General features: G+C 53.9%; 19 protein-coding genes and 1 pseudogene. All 20 read left to right on the top strand.

The features are described 5' to 3' along the window. The first annotated feature begins 258 nt into the window (after positions 1–258). The 20 genes and pseudogenes from EPA93_RS43910 to murQ all read left to right on the top strand — a co-directional run bounded on the left by EPA93_RS43910 (position 259) and on the right by murQ (position 16,917). Positions 259–1,284 carry an NADH-quinone oxidoreductase subunit B family protein gene (locus EPA93_RS43910; protein ID WP_129893620.1) on the top strand — a complete coding sequence of 342 codons (1,026 nt, stop codon included), beginning with the start codon at positions 259–261 and terminating at the stop codon, positions 1,282–1,284. 53 nt (positions 1,285–1,337) lie between these two features. After that, entirely contained in the window at positions 1,338–3,134 is a 1,797-nt protein-coding gene (locus tag EPA93_RS43905) for a nickel-dependent hydrogenase large subunit (protein WP_129893619.1), read from the top strand. 143 nt (positions 3,135–3,277) lie between these two features. Then, positions 3,278–3,889: a NifU family protein gene (locus EPA93_RS43900; RefSeq protein ID WP_129893618.1), complete on the top strand. Its 612-nt coding sequence runs from the start codon at positions 3,278–3,280 to the stop codon at positions 3,887–3,889. 6 nt (positions 3,890–3,895) lie between these two features. Further along, positions 3,896–4,648 carry a DUF5947 family protein gene (locus EPA93_RS43895; RefSeq protein ID WP_207229361.1) on the top strand — a complete coding sequence of 251 codons (753 nt, stop codon included), beginning with the start codon at positions 3,896–3,898 and terminating at the stop codon, positions 4,646–4,648. Then, on the top strand, positions 4,629–5,282 hold the full coding sequence (locus EPA93_RS43890; protein ID WP_129893617.1) for a DUF6084 family protein: 654 nt from the start codon (positions 4,629–4,631) through the stop codon (positions 5,280–5,282). The genes EPA93_RS43895 and EPA93_RS43890 overlap by 20 nt, the downstream gene beginning before the upstream one ends. Continuing rightward, on the top strand, positions 5,279–6,289 hold the full coding sequence (locus tag EPA93_RS43885) for a hypothetical protein (RefSeq protein WP_129893616.1): 1,011 nt from the start codon (positions 5,279–5,281) through the stop codon (positions 6,287–6,289). The genes EPA93_RS43890 and EPA93_RS43885 overlap by 4 nt, the downstream gene beginning before the upstream one ends. Continuing rightward, positions 6,286–6,624 carry a hypothetical protein gene (locus tag EPA93_RS43880; RefSeq protein WP_129893615.1) on the top strand — a complete coding sequence of 113 codons (339 nt, stop codon included), beginning with the start codon at positions 6,286–6,288 and terminating at the stop codon, positions 6,622–6,624. The genes EPA93_RS43885 and EPA93_RS43880 overlap by 4 nt, the downstream gene beginning before the upstream one ends. Positions 6,625–6,626: 2 nt before the next feature. Further along, entirely contained in the window at positions 6,627–7,187 is a 561-nt protein-coding gene (locus tag EPA93_RS43875; RefSeq protein WP_129893614.1) for a hydrogenase maturation protease, read from the top strand. Positions 7,188–7,200: 13 nt separating this feature from the next. Continuing rightward, positions 7,201–7,302, top strand: a complete 102-nt coding sequence (locus EPA93_RS51225; protein WP_422877872.1) for a DUF6893 family small protein — start codon at positions 7,201–7,203, stop codon at positions 7,300–7,302. 25 nt (positions 7,303–7,327) lie between these two features. After that, on the top strand, positions 7,328–7,678 hold the full coding sequence (gene hypA, locus EPA93_RS43870) for a hydrogenase maturation nickel metallochaperone HypA (RefSeq protein WP_129893613.1): 351 nt from the start codon (positions 7,328–7,330) through the stop codon (positions 7,676–7,678). Between the two features lie 63 nt (positions 7,679–7,741). Then, a complete protein-coding gene (gene hypB / locus EPA93_RS43865; protein ID WP_129893612.1) occupies positions 7,742–8,422 on the top strand; it encodes a hydrogenase nickel incorporation protein HypB in 681 nt (226 codons plus the stop codon). 54 nt (positions 8,423–8,476) lie between these two features. Further along, positions 8,477–10,849, top strand: coding sequence for a carbamoyltransferase HypF (gene hypF / locus EPA93_RS43860; RefSeq protein ID WP_129893611.1), 2,373 nt, complete (start codon positions 8,477–8,479; stop codon positions 10,847–10,849). Between the two features lie 46 nt (positions 10,850–10,895). Then, positions 10,896–11,168 carry a HypC/HybG/HupF family hydrogenase formation chaperone gene (locus EPA93_RS43855; RefSeq protein WP_129893610.1) on the top strand — a complete coding sequence of 91 codons (273 nt, stop codon included), beginning with the start codon at positions 10,896–10,898 and terminating at the stop codon, positions 11,166–11,168. Positions 11,169–11,180: 12 nt separating this feature from the next. Beyond that, a complete protein-coding gene (locus EPA93_RS43850; RefSeq protein ID WP_129893609.1) occupies positions 11,181–11,804 on the top strand; it encodes a D-sedoheptulose-7-phosphate isomerase in 624 nt (207 codons plus the stop codon). Continuing rightward, positions 11,801–12,070, top strand: coding sequence for a HypC/HybG/HupF family hydrogenase formation chaperone (locus EPA93_RS43845; protein ID WP_129893608.1), 270 nt, complete (start codon positions 11,801–11,803; stop codon positions 12,068–12,070). Before EPA93_RS43850 ends, EPA93_RS43845 begins: the two co-directional genes overlap by 4 nt. Then, the gene (locus tag EPA93_RS43840; protein ID WP_129893607.1) at positions 12,063–12,749 is read left to right on the top strand and encodes a D-sedoheptulose-7-phosphate isomerase; all 687 of its coding nucleotides are present in this window, start codon (positions 12,063–12,065) and stop codon (positions 12,747–12,749) included. The genes EPA93_RS43845 and EPA93_RS43840 overlap by 8 nt, the downstream gene beginning before the upstream one ends. 58 nt (positions 12,750–12,807) lie before the next feature. Further along, a complete protein-coding gene (hypD, locus tag EPA93_RS43835; RefSeq protein WP_129894833.1) occupies positions 12,808–13,947 on the top strand; it encodes a hydrogenase formation protein HypD in 1,140 nt (379 codons plus the stop codon). Positions 13,948–14,040: 93 nt separating this feature from the next. Further along, positions 14,041–15,153, top strand: coding sequence for a hydrogenase expression/formation protein HypE (gene hypE, locus EPA93_RS43830; protein WP_129893606.1), 1,113 nt, complete (start codon positions 14,041–14,043; stop codon positions 15,151–15,153). Between the two features lie 141 nt (positions 15,154–15,294). Next, the gene (locus EPA93_RS43825) at positions 15,295–15,741 is read left to right on the top strand and encodes a PPOX class F420-dependent oxidoreductase (protein WP_129893605.1); all 447 of its coding nucleotides are present in this window, start codon (positions 15,295–15,297) and stop codon (positions 15,739–15,741) included. 310 nt (positions 15,742–16,051) lie between these two features. Then, positions 16,052–16,917, top strand: a pseudogene (gene murQ, locus EPA93_RS43820) (N-acetylmuramic acid 6-phosphate etherase). Positions 16,918–16,945 lie beyond the last annotated feature (28 nt).

Genomic DNA, 16,945 nt, shown 5'->3' with positions numbered 1-16,945 from the left:
GGGCACGCAAGGAAGTTGTTGTACTCCCCCAGACAGAAACCACGCCAACCCGCGCGCAAAAAAAGAAAAAGACCTTGAAGATAAAATGCATCCTCTACCATAATTGCTAAGCGTTCTGTAAAGGAATTTTGTAGCTTTTGCACATATAGTTACTGATACATTTAGATCAGGCAAGCGTACCCTCCACTACTGGTAGTCACGGCTACTGTGGATGCGAAGTTTAGCAAACCGCCAGGTAATTACTTCAGGAGGTACAATATGGCAACAAGAGCACGCGTAGAGGAGCTCCACATCATCTGGATCACAGCTGGACTCAGCTGTGATGGAGACTCGATCTCAGTTACGGCCGCCAGTCAGCCCAGCATTGAAGAAGTGGTCATGGGCGCAATACCCGGACTCCCCAAAGTACATCTTCACAACCCCGTACTTGCCTATGAGGTAGGCGACAACTTTATGAACTGGTGGTATAAAGCGGAACGAGGAGAGATCGATCCTTTCGTCCTTGTTGTGGAGGGCTCAATCCCTAATGAGAAGATCAAGAGTGAGGGTTACTGGGCGGCTATGGGCTCCGATCCTACTACGGGCCAGCCTATCACCACGACAGAGTGGATCGATCGCCTTGCCCCTAAAGCTCTCGCAGTTGTAGCCGCAGGCACTTGCGCGACCTATGGGGGAATTCACGCCATGCAAGGGAACGCCACTGGCGCAATGGGGCTAGCTGACTACCTTGGCTGGGATTGGAAGTCTGGCGCCGGCATACCCATCGTAAATGTGCCTGGCTGCCCGGTTCAGCCAGACAACTTTATGGAGACGCTGACCTATCTCCTCTACCAGGCTGCAGGGCTAGCCCCCATGATTCCCTTAGATAAGGCCCTGCGACCGGTCTGGCTCTTTGGAAAAACCGTTCACGAGGGCTGCGACCGGGGTAGCTATTATGAACAAGGCGACTTCGCCAACGAATATGGTTCCCCAAAGTGCCTGGTAAAGCTGGGATGTTGGGGACCTGTAGTGCAATGCAATGTTCCTAAGCGAGGCTGGATGGCCGGTCTTGGCGGTTGCCCCAATGTTGGAGGCATCTGTATCGGTTGCACCATGCCAGGCTTCCCGGATAAGTTCATGCCCTTTATGGATGAGCCGCCAGGCGGTAAGGTCTCTTCTAGCGTTATTAGCGTCTATGGCTCTGTCATTCGGCGCTTGCGCCAGATTACCAATGACACGCTCAATAAGGAACCTTCCTGGCGACATAAGGGAGAAAAGCTTACGACTGGCTATCATGCTAACTGACAGTCCTGATGAGTTAATGTCAAGGCAAAAGCTTGAGCAAAGGAGAGAGCTTTATGTCTACACAGGTAAAACGCGAAGGCTCCCCTATCCAACCGCCTCAGGTTGTCGAAATGTCGTGGGACCCGATTACACGCATCGTCGGCAGTCTGGGCATCTACACCAAGATCGATTTCAAGCAGCGAAAAGTTGTGGAATGCTATAGTACCTCTTCCATCTTCCGAGGCTACAGCATTTTTATGAAGGGCAAAGACCCGCGTGATTCCCACTTTATCACGAGCCGCATCTGTGGCATCTGCGGCGACAACCATGCTACCTGCTCGGTCTATACCCAGAATATGGCCTATGGGGTGAAGCCGCCGAATCTGGGGGAATGGATTCTCAATCTGGGTGAGGCGGCGGAATATATGTTCGACCATAATATCTTCCAGGAAAACCTGGTTGGCGTCGACTTTTGCGAACAGATGGTCCGTGAGACGAATCCCTCGGTGCTTGAAAGGGCCGAAAAAACGCCAGCACCCCATGCAGATGCGCATGGCTATCGCACGATTGCCGATATCATGCGCTCGCTTAATCCATTCACCGGCGATTTCTATCGCGAAGCTCTGCAAATGAGCCGTTTAACGCGCGAAAAGTTCTGCCTGATGGAAGGACGGCATGTACATCCCTCCACGCTCTATCCGGGCGGCGTGGGCACCGTTGCCACGGTCCAGCTCTTCACCGATTACCTGGTGCGACTGATGAAGTACGTAGAATTCATGAAGAAGGTTATTCCACTCCATGATGATCTTTTCGATTTCTTCTATCAGGCGCTACCGGGCTATGAGAAGGTTGGTCAGCGCGAGGTCTTACTTGGCTGCTGGGGCTCATTCCAAGACCCTGACGTCTGCGATTATGACTATCGCACGATGGATAAATGGGGCCGAGCCATGTTTGTGACGCCGGGCATCGTCGTAGATAACGAGCTGGTAACGACAAGCCTGGTTGATATTAATCTTGGCATTCGCATCCTGCTGGGCAGCTCTTATTACCAGGACTGGGAGAACGAAAGAACCTTTGTTGATCGCGATCCCCTGGGCAATCCGATTGATAAGCATCATCCCTGGAACCAGACGACCATTCCTCGCCCGCAAAAGCGCGACTTCCAGACAAATTATAGCTGGGTCATGTCGCCGCGCTGGCTTGACAAGCGTTCTGGCAAGCATCTGGCCCTTGACACGGGAGGTGGTCCTTTAGCGCGCCTCTGGACGACAGCGCTGGCCGGCATTGTGGACCTGGGCGGCTACATCAAGGCCACCGGCAATAGCGTCAAGATCAGGCTTCCCAAAACCGCGCTCAAGCCCGAGGTAGAGTTCGAATGGAAGATTCCGCCCTGGAGCAATGCCCTTGAGCGGGATCGCGCTCGCTCATACTTCCAGGCCTATTCGGCTGCTGTGGCCTTATATTGCGTCGAGAAGGCGTTGGGTGAGATTCGCGCCGGCCGCACTAAGACCTGGAGCGATTTCACGGTCCCCAAGGAGGCTATCGGGTGTGGTTTCCATGAAGCTGTGCGCGGCGTGCTCTCCCATCATATGGTCATCGAGAATGGGAAGATAGCCAACTATCATCCTTATCCACCTACCCCCTGGAACGCCAGCGTGCGCGATATCTATGGTACGCCTGGTCCCTATGAAGATGCTGTGCAAAATACGCCTATCTTCGAAGAAAACGGGCCTGACAACTTTAAAGGCATAGATATCATGCGTACGGTACGCAGCTTTGATCCGTGTTTGCCTTGCGGCGTTCATATGTACCTGGGGAAAGATAAAGAATTGCAGGTTGTCCACTCTCCAACCTTTGGAGGTGCTCTATAGCGTTTTACCAACTCATATGAGTTGTTGGCCACGGGAAGTCAGGAAGCGGGTTGAAAGCTATTTGCTTCTGACAGGCGGCCTGACTATCCCCACGGCTGAGCAGATCAATCGGCGTCCTGGCCAGAGGCAAAGGAGATTACACTATGCAGCAGAATATGCAAGATCAGCCCAGAGCAGAGCGCATTGAAGCGCTGCTGCAGGAAATCGCTAGTCTCCCCGATTCCCGGCTCCAGGCCACAGTAGAAGAGCTCGTGCAAGAACTTTTAGCAATGTATGGCGAGGGTCTGGCCCATATACTCGATCTTATGGCGCGCAGTCGTACAGCCGGCCCGGCTTTAGTTGAGGCCTTGGCTGAGGATGAACTTGTGGGCTCCTTGCTGCTTCTCCATGGGCTGCATCCCTTAGATATAGAGGCACGTATGGTCAGAGCCATACACAAACTAGAGCCAACGCTTAAGGCCCACGCTTGTACGCTTGAACTGCTCAGCCTTGCAGAGGGAAGGGCCAGCCTACGCCTGGTAGCGCACAACCAGGGCTGCCCCTCAGCGCTAAGTGAGCTCAGAACAAGTATTGAGGAGGCGCTCTTGCAGGCGGTACCGGATCTTGAGCATGTGCAACTAGAGCCGGCAGCTGGCCCAAAGAAGCCAGCGGCCCTGCCACTTACCTATGTGCCGCCCAAACAGCACAGACGCGGCTCCCTCTCGGCGACGCAAAAGCCTGCAGAAGATTCAGTAGATCACATCCAGATGAGGTGAGCATCGATGGCAACATCCCAAAACTCACAAATACATAGCAGTCTTTTCGCGGCAGAAACCACGCCTGATAGACCGGCTGTAGCTCCTCTTCAGGCCTTGCGCCGCTTCACACGCGAACGCCCAGCGGCTCCGGCCACAACGGAACACTGTGAGCTCTGCAGTGCAGTCATTCCGCGCGAGCATCGCCACCTGCTAGAGCTTAGCCAGCGCACATTGCTCTGTACCTGCGCGGCTTGCGCAATCCTATTCAGTAACGAGCGCGCAGGAAAGTATCACCTGGTCCCGCAACGCTATTTCCTGCTCTCCGGCTTTGCCATGACTGACGAACAGTGGAATGCTCTCCTCATCCCTGTCAATATGGCCTATATTTTCTACAGCACGCAAGCCCGGGAACAAACAGCGCTCACTGAAGAGATCGAGAAAGCCAGAACGGTGATGGCTTTCTATCCAGGCCCGGCAGGCGCCATAGAGTCCTTGCTCGATCTGCATGAATGGAAAATGTTAGCCGAAGAGAATCCTATCGTGCAAACGATGGAACCCGACGTTGAAGCCCTATTAATTAATCGCATAGCCAGTACCCATGAATACTATCTTGTCCCTATCGATACTTGCTACCACCTCGTTGGCTTGATCAGAACCTACTGGCGCGGGTTCAGCGGGGGAGAGGCTGTCTGGACAGCCATTACTGACTTTTTTCGTGACCTACGCGCACGTGCCCACACAGAAGGAGGAAAAGCAGATGCCAGAGCTCAACTTTGAAGTTCGCGGAGCAGAGATAGCCCCTTTTACGGCCACGCCGACGCTTATCTTTAAATTGCACATTGCCAATATTGCCCTCTCGCAGGAGCCTATTTATAGTATCTTGCTCCGTTGCCAGATCCAGATCGCCGCCCCACACAGACGCTATGGCCCATCCGCGCAGGCCAGATTGCTCGAAGTTTTCGGCACCCCTGAACGCTGGCAGACTACGCTCCATCCATTGCTCTGGACGCAAGTCAGTCTTGTCGTTCCCCAATTTAGCGAGCAAACGCTTATCGATCTGCCAATACTTTGCACCTATGATCTCGATGTCGTCAGCACGAAATACTTTAACGCCCTGGAAGAAGGGAATATCCCCCTTACCTTCCTCTTTAGCGGAACTATCTTCTATGAGAATCAAGAAGGCAATCTTCAGATCCAGCAGATTCCCTGGTCACAAGAAGCCAGCTTTAGCTTGCTGGTAACGCTCTGGCAGGAAATGATAGCCAGTTACTATCCCCAAAGCTCCTGGCTACGTTTACGCAAGGATGTTCTGGATCAGCTCCAGCAGTACAAGGCGAAACACGGCTTCCCAAGCTGGGAAGAAGCTCTGGGCCATCTGCTGCAGGCGAGCAATGAGGAGGTGCGATCATGAGGTTAGCGCAAGCCAAAGAAATCGCCAACGCCATCCTCTACGAGGGCTATCTGCTCTATCCCTATCGGCACTCGGCGCTCAAAAACAGAGAACGCTGGACCTTTGGCGTCGTCTATCCGCGTGAGTATAGCGAGCTCAACGGGGGTATTGAGCCCTGGGCTATGCAAACCGAGTGCCTGTTTATAGGACAGGCCGATACTACGTTTGACATCATGGTCAGGTTCCTTCATCTGCAGTCTCGCACCATCATTCCGTCCGATGACATCCAGCCCGACGCCAAAACTTTGGCGCATGAGAGCTGTGAAGAAGGTATCGAGCGCGAAATCAATCTCGACAAGCTCACGGTACAGGAATTGCTTGCCAGCCCCAGAGTCGTTGAGCTTGGCTTCCCTGGTGAGCGCTGCACGAGCTCACCCACAGCGCCAACATCGTTACGCGAGCGGCGCCCAATTCTGGGAGCAGTCATCGTCAGCGCCGAAAAAGTTGGCGCACCCTGTAGCAACATTTTCAAGCTCAGCGTCAGAATAGAAAATTGGACGCCGCATACCAATCTCACAGCCGAGCGCTTCAATGCTACTCTTCTCCAGGCTTTTATCTCTACCCATACCCTCATGCAGATCCAGCAGGGCCGGTTCATTTCGCAGATAGATCCTCCCGACGAGCTGAAATCCCTGGCCCAGAGCTGCAAGAATCTGCGCACCTGGCCAGTACTGCTCGGAGATGAGGGAGAAGCTAGCACCATGCTTTCGGCGCCTATTATCCTCTACGACTATCCCCAAATTGCGCCGGAAAGCCCTGGCCCTCTCTTCGACGGCACAGAGATAGACGAATTGCTAAGCCTGCGCATCCTGACGCTTACCGACGAAGAAAAGCAGGAGATGAGACGAGCAGACGCGCATACACGTGAGATTCTAGAGCGCACAGAAGCGCTCACGCCTGAGCAATTTATGAAGCTACACGGTACTATTCGAGGTCTACGTCCAGTCAGCAAAGGAGGCGAGATATGATGCGCGACATGGGCAACGCAGATAGGCCTTATCAGGAAGAAAGTTATCTTCCGCCCTCGTTCGTCCTGGTCGACGGTCGAGAGGTAAAGGCAGGAGATCATGTGCTTCTCAAGCCAAAGGCTCACGCCGACATTTTTGATATAGCGCTCAACAGCAAGATAGCAAGGGTTGAGGCTATCCAGCAGGACTTTGAGAATCGCATCTACCTGGTAGTGACTGTAGACGATGATCCAGGCCAGGAACCCTGGGATGAGCGTCTCATGCCCGGACATCGTTTCTTCTTTTTCCCGGAAGAAGTTGAGGTGTTTGAAGCGTCAGTGCAGAAAGAATCGTAAGTATGTCATCTATTGCAGCAGTTACCTCCAAACGTATACTGATTGCCTGCATCGGCAACATCTTTCTTGGCGACGATGGATTTGGCGTAGAGGTCGCGCGGCATCTCATGGGACGCTATCCAGAGAATGTGCAGGTACGCGAGTTTGGCATTCGCGGTTTGGATCTGGCTTTTACCTTACTTGAGGATTATGCCATGTTGATTCTTGTCGACGCAGTGCCACGCGGGGGTCCACCCGGTACGCTCTACCTACTGGAACCCGACCTCACGGAAGCGACCCCGGAACAAGGTCTGGTAGCGGGCAAAGCTGCCCTGGATGCCCATAGCATGGACCCGGTAAAAGTGCTGGCATACGCCAGAACGCTGGGCGCCAAACCCATACCAACCTTGCTTGTCGGCTGCGAGCCTTCTCAGTTTGAGGAACAAGACCTGAACAAGCTGGCGGCCGGCTTGAGCTCACCTGTGCGTGAAACCGTCGCCGAAGCCGTCAAGCTGCTTGATGAACTTGTCGCAAAGTTACTTTCCGAGAGCGCAAGCTTGTCAATAGATGCGCTAGCGCATTGAAAGGAACCTGATCATGTTCAAACTACTTTTCACGCTTCTAGCCCTTGGCCTGGGCTGGGTAATTGTGCAACAGCTTCCCGATATTCAGCGCTATATGCGCATCAGGTCTATGTAACGCTCGGGAAAGGATCGAGGCAGTTATGCATGAGCTCTCTATCGCGCAAAGTATCTTTGACGCAGTTATGGACCGCGCCAGCACATGCCAGGCTGCGCAGGTGAAGAGCGTTCGGCTGCGCATTGGTGAAGCTAGCGGAATCGTTTTTGACTCGCTAAGTTTCTGCTTTGAGATGCTCAGCAGTCTCGATCCTCTCACGGCAGGGGCGCACCTCCATATCGAGAGCGTGCCCCATCGCGCCTGGTGCCAGCTGTGCAATCACGAGTTTGCCGTCACGAACTTTATCGCCAGCTGCCCACAATGCCATACATGGTCTGAACAGATTCTATCAGGTACCGAGCTGCAACTGGTAGAGATGGAAATTGAGACGACATAGTTTGCAGTCATCAGCGCTACACAGGTTGTAGGGAGTTCAGGAGTGCTCGCAGGAGTATAGACAGTGCCTAGAATAACCATTGCTCAGAATATTTTAGCCTCTAACGATACGATCGCCCAGGAGCTTCGCGAGCTCCTTACCGCGCACAACATTCGCACGTTCAATATTATGAGCTCGCCAGGGGCCGGGAAAACAAGCTTGCTAGAGCAGACCATCAGGCGGCTCCGCGGCCAGATGACGCTAGGCGTCATTGAGGGCGATATAGAGACTACAGCAGATGCGGAACGCATCGAAGCAGCCGGGGCCCAGACCGTCCAGATTAATACCAGAGGGGCCTGTCACCTGGAAGCGCATATGATTCGCGATGCGCTTCAACAGCTCGATCTTAGCGCTATTCGCCTGCTGGCCATTGAGAACATTGGCAATCTGGTCTGTCCCGCGGCCTGGCAGCTTGGCGAAGATCTACGCGTGGTTCTCGTCAGCACGAGCGAAGGCGACGACAAGCCGGCCAAGTATCCGCATATGTTCGCAACGTCACAGGTCATGGTTGTCAACAAGCTCGATCTGCTTCCCTATGTTGACTATGACCTGGAGAAAGTCAGGCGAGAAGCCTTAGCAATTAATCCGCGGCTACAGATCTTTGAGCTAAGCTGCCGGACAGGAGAAGGGCTGGCGGCCTGGTGTACATGGCTCACAGCCTTCGCGCAAGCCAGTTCAGAAAGCACACAGGCAGCATTGCCTTGAGACGCCTTTCATGCGGTCAGAGAGCTATATCCAGTACTCTAGAGGCAGGGCTATATGACATCCATAAATGCATCGACAATCCAACGACGACGACTCATCGTCAAGGGCATTGTGCAGGGTGTGGGTTTCAGACCTTTTATCTACGGGCAGGCTCTCCACCTTGGCCTGCATGGGTTTGTGCTAAACGATAGCAATGGCGTGACTATCGAGATCGAGGGACCTGTCAACTGCTTGAATGACTTTCTGCATACTCTGCAGACCGCGCCTCCTCCCTTAGCGCGCATTGATTCCGTCAGAGCCAGTGAAGTTCCCTTGCGCCATGAAACTGATTTTGTGATTGCACAGAGCCAGTCCAGAAGCGAACGCAATGCTCTTATTTCGCCAGATATGGCCACCTGTGATGATTGCTTGCGCGAGCTCTTCGATACCGGGGACAGGCGTTACCGCTATCCTTTCATTAATTGTACAAATTGCGGCCCGCGCTTTACTATCGTCAAGGATATTCCCTATGACCGGGATAAGACGACGATGCACATCTTCCCCATGTGTTCCCACTGCCAGGGCGAATACAACAATCCACTAGATCGACGCTTCCATGCCCAGCCCAACGCCTGCGCTATCTGTGGGCCACAGGCAGAATTTGTGCTCTGGGACGCTCCCCCTCTGGAAGACACTCATAATCTCAACCGGACAGCCAAACAAGATCCACTCATTAGTGCTGCCTGGTACCTGGCCAACGGGGCTATCCTGGCGATCAAGGGCTTAGGAGGCTACCACCTGGCCTGTGACGCAAGCAATGAGCAGGCTGTAGCCAGGCTGCGTCAGCGCAAGCATCGCGAGGCCCGGCCCTTTGCCCTGATGGTGCCTGATCTCGCCACAGCGCGCCAGCTCTGCTTCGTCAGCGAACAAGAGGAGACCTTGCTCACCTCACGCCGTCGCCCAATTGTATTATTAAAACAGCTACAAGATTGCCCTATAGCCCCAGAGGTGGCACCCGCCTACAACACACTGGGCATCATGTTACCCTATACGCCGCTGCACCATCTGCTCTTACAAACTTTTGCCACGATCCAGACCACTGGGCAAATCCCAGCCCTGGTTATGACGAGCGGGAACTTGAGCGATGAACCCATTACCTATCAGGATCACGACGCTTATGAACGCCTCTCCCACATTGCCCAGGGCACCCTCACGCACAATCGAGAAATTCATATGCGCTGCGATGATTCAGTTCTGCGAATAGCAGCCGGCGAAAAGCAATTTTTCCGACGCTCGCGCGGCTACGTGCCCGAGCCTCTCACGCTCAACTTCGAGCTACCCGTTCCGCTTCTGGCTTGTGGCGGCCATCTGAAGAATACCTTCTGCCTGGGTAAAGGTCGGCAGATCTTTATCAGCCAGCATATCGGTAACCTGGAGAATCTAGAGACGCTAAATTCGTTCTGCCAGAGCATCGAGCATTTCAAGCGCCTCTTTGATATCCAGCCAATGGCTATTGCTTACGACCTGCACCCGGAGTATCTAGCGACAAAATATGCCCTAGACGCGGCGATTCCCGAGAGGATCAGCGTCCAGCACCACCATGCTCATATTGCCAGTGTCCTGGCTGAGCATGGTCTCAGCGGACCAGCCATTGGCATTGCCGCTGACGGAACCGGCTATGGCTTGGATGGCGCTATCTGGGGATGCGAGATCATGCTCGCAGATCTTATCCATTTTAAGCGCCAGGCCCACCTTAGCTACATGCCACTTCCTGGGGGCGAGCAGGCTGTACACCAGCCCTGGCGTATGGCGGCTGCGTATCTCTTCGCAGCCTATGGAGACGCTTTTCTTGAGCTGGATATTCCTTTCGTCCACCAGCTGGATCGCGTCAAATGGCCTCTGCTCTCGAAAATGATGGCCCATAAGCTGAACTGTCCCCAAACTTCCAGCCTGGGCCGGCTCTTTGATGCCATCGCCGCCTTGCTTAATCAACGGCAGGAAGTATGCTACGAGGGGCAGGCAGCCATCGAACTGGAAATGCTTGCCGACGAAGGCTCCCAGCCAACCATCTATCCAGCTTTGATCAGTCCTGGGGAACAGGCGCCAAATACGCTGGATGTCAGCCCAATGATCCGCGCCATCGTCGGTGAACTGGAACGCGGCAAGGAAGTCTCGCACATTGCCCTCTCTTTTCACTATTCGCTCGCAGAGTTATTGGTCAGGGCTTGTTGCTCAGCGCGCGAGCAAAGCGGCTTGAATCTTGTAGCGCTCAGCGGTGGAGTCTTTCAGAACTCCCTTTTGCTCAAACTGCTCATGAGACGCCTGGAACAAATGGGCTTTCAGGTCTATATCAATCGAGAAGTACCGCCCAACGATGGCGGCTTAAGTTTCGGGCAGGCGGCAATTGCCGCGGCCCGCTTGAGCAGGCAGGATACACAAATATGGTAAGCGTTCTTCGGTGAGATGTAGCCAGCAGTAAAATAAGGAGGCATATATGTGTCTTGGGATTCCAGGCCAGATCCTCAGTATCGAGGACGATGCTAATTCTATTGCCAAAGTTGATGTCTCCGGCGTAAAGCGGAACGTCAATGTTGCCCTGGTGCGCCCCGAGGGCATAGCGCCGGGCGATTGGGTCTTGATTCACGTTGGCTTTGCCATGAGTAAGATCGACGAAAGCGAAGCCTTCGAGACAATGAAAGCCTTGCGCGCAATGGGTGATGTCTATACTGACGAGCTTAAGATGCTCCATACGAGTCAGATCGACTGACGAGGTACACCGATGACAGCAGAAACGGAGAGGATCGTCCAACCAGATCTCCATGCTCTGGTTGCTGCACGTTTTAAGCAGAGCACGACTGTGCCCGAGAAATTCTTTAAGGCGGAAGCAGAGCGTATCGCGCAAGCCTGCTGGGCTATAGCCCGCCGCTTCCATCAGGGAGGACGCCTGTTAGCCTTTGGCAATGGAGCCTGCGCGACAGATGCTCAGCATGTCTCAGTTGAGTTCGTACATCCGGTTATTGTTGGCAAGCGTGCGCTACCTGCCCTGGCCTTAACCAACGATAGCGCTACCCTCACCGGCTTGATGGCCGGTCCGGAGACGGGAAAATCTTTTGCCCGTCAGCTTAAGATCCTCGCGCGCCCGCGGGACATAGCCCTGGGCTTCTCGCTGAGCGGCAATTGTATGAATGTTGCCATCGCGCTTCAGGTAGCAAGAAAAATGGGTCTGCTCACGTTAGGGCTCACTGGCAACGACGGTGGCGTGCTAAAGCGGGAAGATCTTGATTTCTGCTTCGTCGTCCCGTCGCATGATCCGCTTGTCATTCAGGAAAACCACGAGACGCTCTATCACATCTTGTGGGAGCTGGTGCATATCTTCTTTGAAAACGAGGGATTGCTGCAATGAACACCAACCCACAAAGCACATCTCTATCTGAGGCGCAATGGGCCTGCACACCTGACGGTACGGGCCACTGCCTCACCTGCGCTGACGAAGCGCGGCCGGCCCGAGTATTGCATGTAGAGCGGGAGACGAGCCTGGCCACGGTGGCTATCGGTGAGGCAAGGGAAGAGATAGATATCTCGCTAGTAGAGGAGGTAGGGCCCGGTGTGCTCGTTTTAGTGCATGGAGGAGTTGCTATCGCGCAGCTAGATGAGGACAACCATGAGTAACAATCCCGAAGGATCTGAATACGATCGGCTCTTTTATCCTTTCCTTTTCGAGGGTGGTAAGTCCAGTATAGATGATGTGCTGGCCCAGGTACGCCATTCTACCCTTGAGAAGAGTCACGAAGTCATAGCCCTACGCCGCGCCACCTTAGAAAAATATGGCGAGGAGATCATAGCGGCCGGCCAGGCTATGGCTCAGGCCTTTGCCTGCGGGGCAACCCTCTTTGCCTTCGGCAATGGAGGGAGCACGACAGACGCTCAGGATCTGGTAACCGAACTGCTACATCCGCCTTTTGAGCATTGGAAGTCGCTGCCGGCCGTGTCCCTAACCAATGACATTGCTGTAGTGACGGCTGTCGGCAATGATGTGGGCTTTGAGAACATTTTCGCCCGCCAGATTATCGCCTTTGGCCGACGCGGCGATATTGCTGTGGGTATCTCAACTAGTGGCAATTCAGCCAATATCCTGGCCGGCCTGGAGCAGGCCAAGAAACAAGGCCTGATCACTGTGGGCTTAACGGGTTATGAAGGTGGAAAGATGATGCGCGCCAAAACTATAGACTTTTGCATCAATGCTCCAAGCGACCACATTCCACGCATTCAGGAGGCCCAGGCCACGGTCTACCACACATTGCTTGATGTTATCCAGGCCAGACTCAAAATCAAGCAGCGCGCGGTATAGGCCAGCCCAGACCAACGTTGCCCATGTTAGGAGAAAGGCAGGAGAGACCTTCATGAGTATGAAATATGTCGATGAGTTCCGCGATGCGGATATAGCCAAACGTATCGCCAGCGAAATAGCGCGCTTGAGCGGCGGGCAAGCACTGAAGCTTATGGAGGTCTGCGGCGGGCACACCCACACTATCTATAAGCATGGCATCGAAGATGTGCTCCCGCGCAATATCGACCTGGTTCATGGTCCCGGTTGCCCGGTCTGCGTTTTGCCGATGGGGCGCATCGATGATGCCATTGCCATCGCGCGTATGGATGATATCATCTTCACTACCTTTGGTGACATGATGCGCGTGCCAGGCTCACACGGAAGCCTGCTTGATGTCAAGGCCGAAGGAGCCGATGTGCGCTTTGTCTATTCGCCGCTCGACGCTTTCAAGCTGGCGCGCCAGCATCCCGAGCGCCAGGTGGTATTCTTTGCCATTGGTTTCGAGACAACCGCACCCTCTACGGCCGTAACGCTCTTGCGCGCCCGCGCCGAGGGAATCAAGAACTTCTCGGTCTTCTGCAACCACGTAACTATAGTTCCGGCGATCAAAGCTATTCTCGATTCGCCGGATCTGCGCCTTGATGGCTTTGTGGGACCCGGACACGTCAGCATGGTTATCGGCATGCGACCCTATCACTTTATCGCGCACGGACATCATAAGCCCGTGGTAATCTCAGGCTTTGAACCGCTGGATATTATCCAGGCTGTCTATATGATCGTGAAGCAGCTCAGTGAGGGTCGTTCCGAAGTAGAGAATCAATATAAACGCGTTGTGAGGCCCGAGGGCAATGTGAAGGCGCTGGAAGCTATGGCGCGCACAATGGAGCTACGTCCATTCTTTGAATGGCGCGGCCTTGGCTTTATTACGCACAGCGCGCTCAAGCTCCGGCCCGAGTTTGCGGATTGGGATGCCGAGTTGCGCTTTGAGGTTCCAGGGTTACGCGTGGCCGATCCCAAGGCCTGCCAGTGTGGCGAGGTTCTCAAAGGTGTTATTAAGCCGTGGGAATGCAAGGTATTCGGAACCTCCTGTACGCCAGAGACACCGATCGGCACGTGTATGGTTTCACCAGAAGGCGCCTGCGCGGCCTACTTCAACTACGGCCGTTTCTCGATGGCGGCCGAACGTACGCAATTGAACGTTTTACCGCTTACGCCGTAGTTCTACCAACTAAAGCGAGCAACCAGGCTTATTAGCTATGAACAATTTATGAAATTCATGGCTCTAGTAGCCCATGCAATCAGGAGATGAGCGATGAATATGCCTACTCCCAACAATACTTTGAACATTGAGACTGTTCTCAAGAAAATCGAGCGCACACGGCAAGCCCGGCGCCATAAGTTCTACTTGCGCGATGAGAAGATCACGCTAAGCCATGGCAGTGGTGGCAAGGCCACCCATAACTTGATCGAGGGAGTTTTTGCACCAGCCTTCTCCAATCCCTTGCTCGATACAATGGATGATGCTGCGATATTTGGTCCCACCGAGTCAGGCCCCCGCCTGGCATTTACTACAGATACATATGTCGTAAGCCCACTCTTCTTTCCTGGCGGCGATATTGGCAAGCTAGCCATTCATGGAACAATTAACGATCTGGCCATGGCCGGGGCTAAACCGCTCTACCTCTCGGCCGGCTTTATTCTAGAAGAGGGCTTGCCAATTGCAGATCTGCGCCGTATTGTGGCCTCGATGGCTCAGGCAGCCAATGAAGCTGGCGTGGCTATTGTCACCGGCGATACGAAAGTAGTTCAGCGTGGTAAAGCTGATGGGTTATTTATCAATACTGCAGGCATTGGCCTTATCGACACAAGCAGATCAATAGGGCAAACGCAGTTACAGCCCGGCGACAGGGTATTGTTGAGCGGACCGATTGGTGATCATGGCATCGCTATTATGCTAGCGCGCGAAGCCCTGGATATCGAGACCGATGTCAAGAGCGACACAGCTCCACTTCATTCGCTGGTCTCCGCACTTCTCGCGGCAGCCGGCCAGGACGTGCATTGTCTGAAGGACCCCACGCGCGGCGGCGTGGCAACGGCGCTTAACGAGATGGCTCTAAGCTCTGAGGTCTCGATCGCCCTCGATGAGCGCGCTATTCCGGTACGCCCTGAAGTACGTGGCGCCTGTGAAATTTTGGGGCTCGACCCTTTAACTATTGCCAACGAGGGCAAGCTGCTGGCGATTGTGGGGCAAGAGCAGGCCGCAGCAGCGCTAAACGCCCTGCGCTCCCACCCGCTGGGTCGCGAGGCTACGCTTATCGGCACCGTTCAGGCCGAGCCGCAGGGCATGGTCTTTCTGCGTACTGAGATAGGTGGAATGCGCGTTCTCGATATGCTGGTCGGCGATCCCTTGCCCCGTATCTGCTAAGCCGGCACCAATCAGTATACAGCACTTGTGGGTTTGAAGGCTGTCACATTCTGACACCTGCTCATGTGATATATATGTAAAGTAGTTAGCCCTGAACGCTGTTTATGGGACAGATTCCGTGTGGAGCGCTAATTAAGTTTAATGAAAGCACTAGAGGTTATTGGCGTGGAAAAGTTTACTGACGAGCAGCGAGATTTTTTACTTTCTAAAACGAGAACAGCCAAGGTGGCCACAACGCGCAAAGATGGCAGCCCACATGTTACTCCTGCCTGGTTTGAGCTTGATGGCAGTAAGATCATCTTTACTACCGGAGGCACATCGATAAAAGCTAAGAATTTACGACGCGACCCGCGCGTCTGTATCTGCATCGATGACGAAACACCACCGTTTGCCTACATCCAGATCAGAGGAACTGTAACTTTTATCGAGGATCAGGAAGCCTTGTTGCACTGGGCTACGCGTATCGGCGGCAGATATATGGGCCAGGATAAAGCAGAGGAATATGGAAAACGCAACGGTGTTGAAGGTGAGCTCCTGGTGCAGGTAACACCTACGCATGTCATCTTTGAAAAAAATATTGCTAGCTAGATAAGCTCATCCCTCTCACAAATGGCCGCAGCTAGAGTTAGTGATGCCCTGGCGAGCGGCCTTTCTCTATTGCAGGAAGAGCTTGGCGCAGAACCCAAACCGCCCGCGCTCCCACGGTTGCATGTACTATAATAGGACTGTGCCATTATACAAACGTGGCAGTAGTTCAGGAGAGAGTATGTCAGTAGATTCACAGCCAAACGAAAACGCCAAGCCGACCAATTCAAGCAGTCAGCCCAACCCACGCTACGAACTCAGTAGCACCTTAGAGACGGAAAAGCCCAATACTGCTACCCACGAAATCGATCTGATGAGCCCCTTAGAGATTGTTACCCTCATGAATGAGGAGGATGCAAAGGTAGCCGGTGCCGTCAAGCAAGAACTATTGCAGATCAGTAAAGCCGTAGAAGAGATAGCGGCACGCCTGCGTCGGGGTGGTCGCCTCATCTATATGGGAGCCGGAACCTCTGGCCGCCTGGGCGTACTGGACGCCGCCGAATGCCCCCTACATTTAATACGCCTCCCGGACAGGTAATCGGTAAGATTGCGGGCGGCTATCAAGCCTTGCTCAACGCCGTAGAACATATGGAAGATAGCGAGGAAGCGGGCTATACTGATGCGGCTCAGCTCGCCGTCGAGGAGAAGGATGCCGTAGTTGGCATCACTGCCAGCGGGCGAACGCCTTACGTATTGGGGGCTCTTGCTTATGCACGCGAGAAGAATGCGCTTACCATCGGACTGGCCTGCAATAAAGCTACGCCGCTGGAAAAGGCAGTGGAGATCATGATCGCTCCAGTCGTTGGGCCAGAGGTTATTACCGGCTCGACGCGCCTGAAAGCAGGAACCGCGCAAAAAATGGTCCTCAATATGCTGAGCACTGGGACGATGATTTTGCTAGGCAAAACATTCGGCAACTTGATGGTAGATCTGCGCGCCACTAATTACAAGCTCCAGCAGCGCTCTATTAAGATAGTTCAGCAGGCAACCGGTGTCAGCAAAGAGGAAGCTGATGCGCTCTTGCAGGCTACAGGTGGTGAGGTTAAGACGGCTATCGTCGTTAGCCATACCCATCTCACGGCTGAGCAGGCCCGTCAAGAGCTTGCCGCCCACGAGGGCAGCTTACGCCAGGCCTTAAAGAAGGCAGGCTACAAGCAAAACTCTCGCCGAAACCAGTAAAGCAGTTCCGAAAACGAGATGAAATAAT

The sequence above is a fragment of the Ktedonosporobacter rubrisoli genome (genome assembly GCF_004208415.1).
GTDB lineage: Bacteria > Chloroflexota > Ktedonobacteria > Ktedonobacterales > Ktedonobacteraceae > Ktedonosporobacter > Ktedonosporobacter rubrisoli.
The sequence above is the reverse complement of the archived record's forward strand: the minus strand, read 5'-3'. Positions and strand labels throughout refer to the sequence as shown.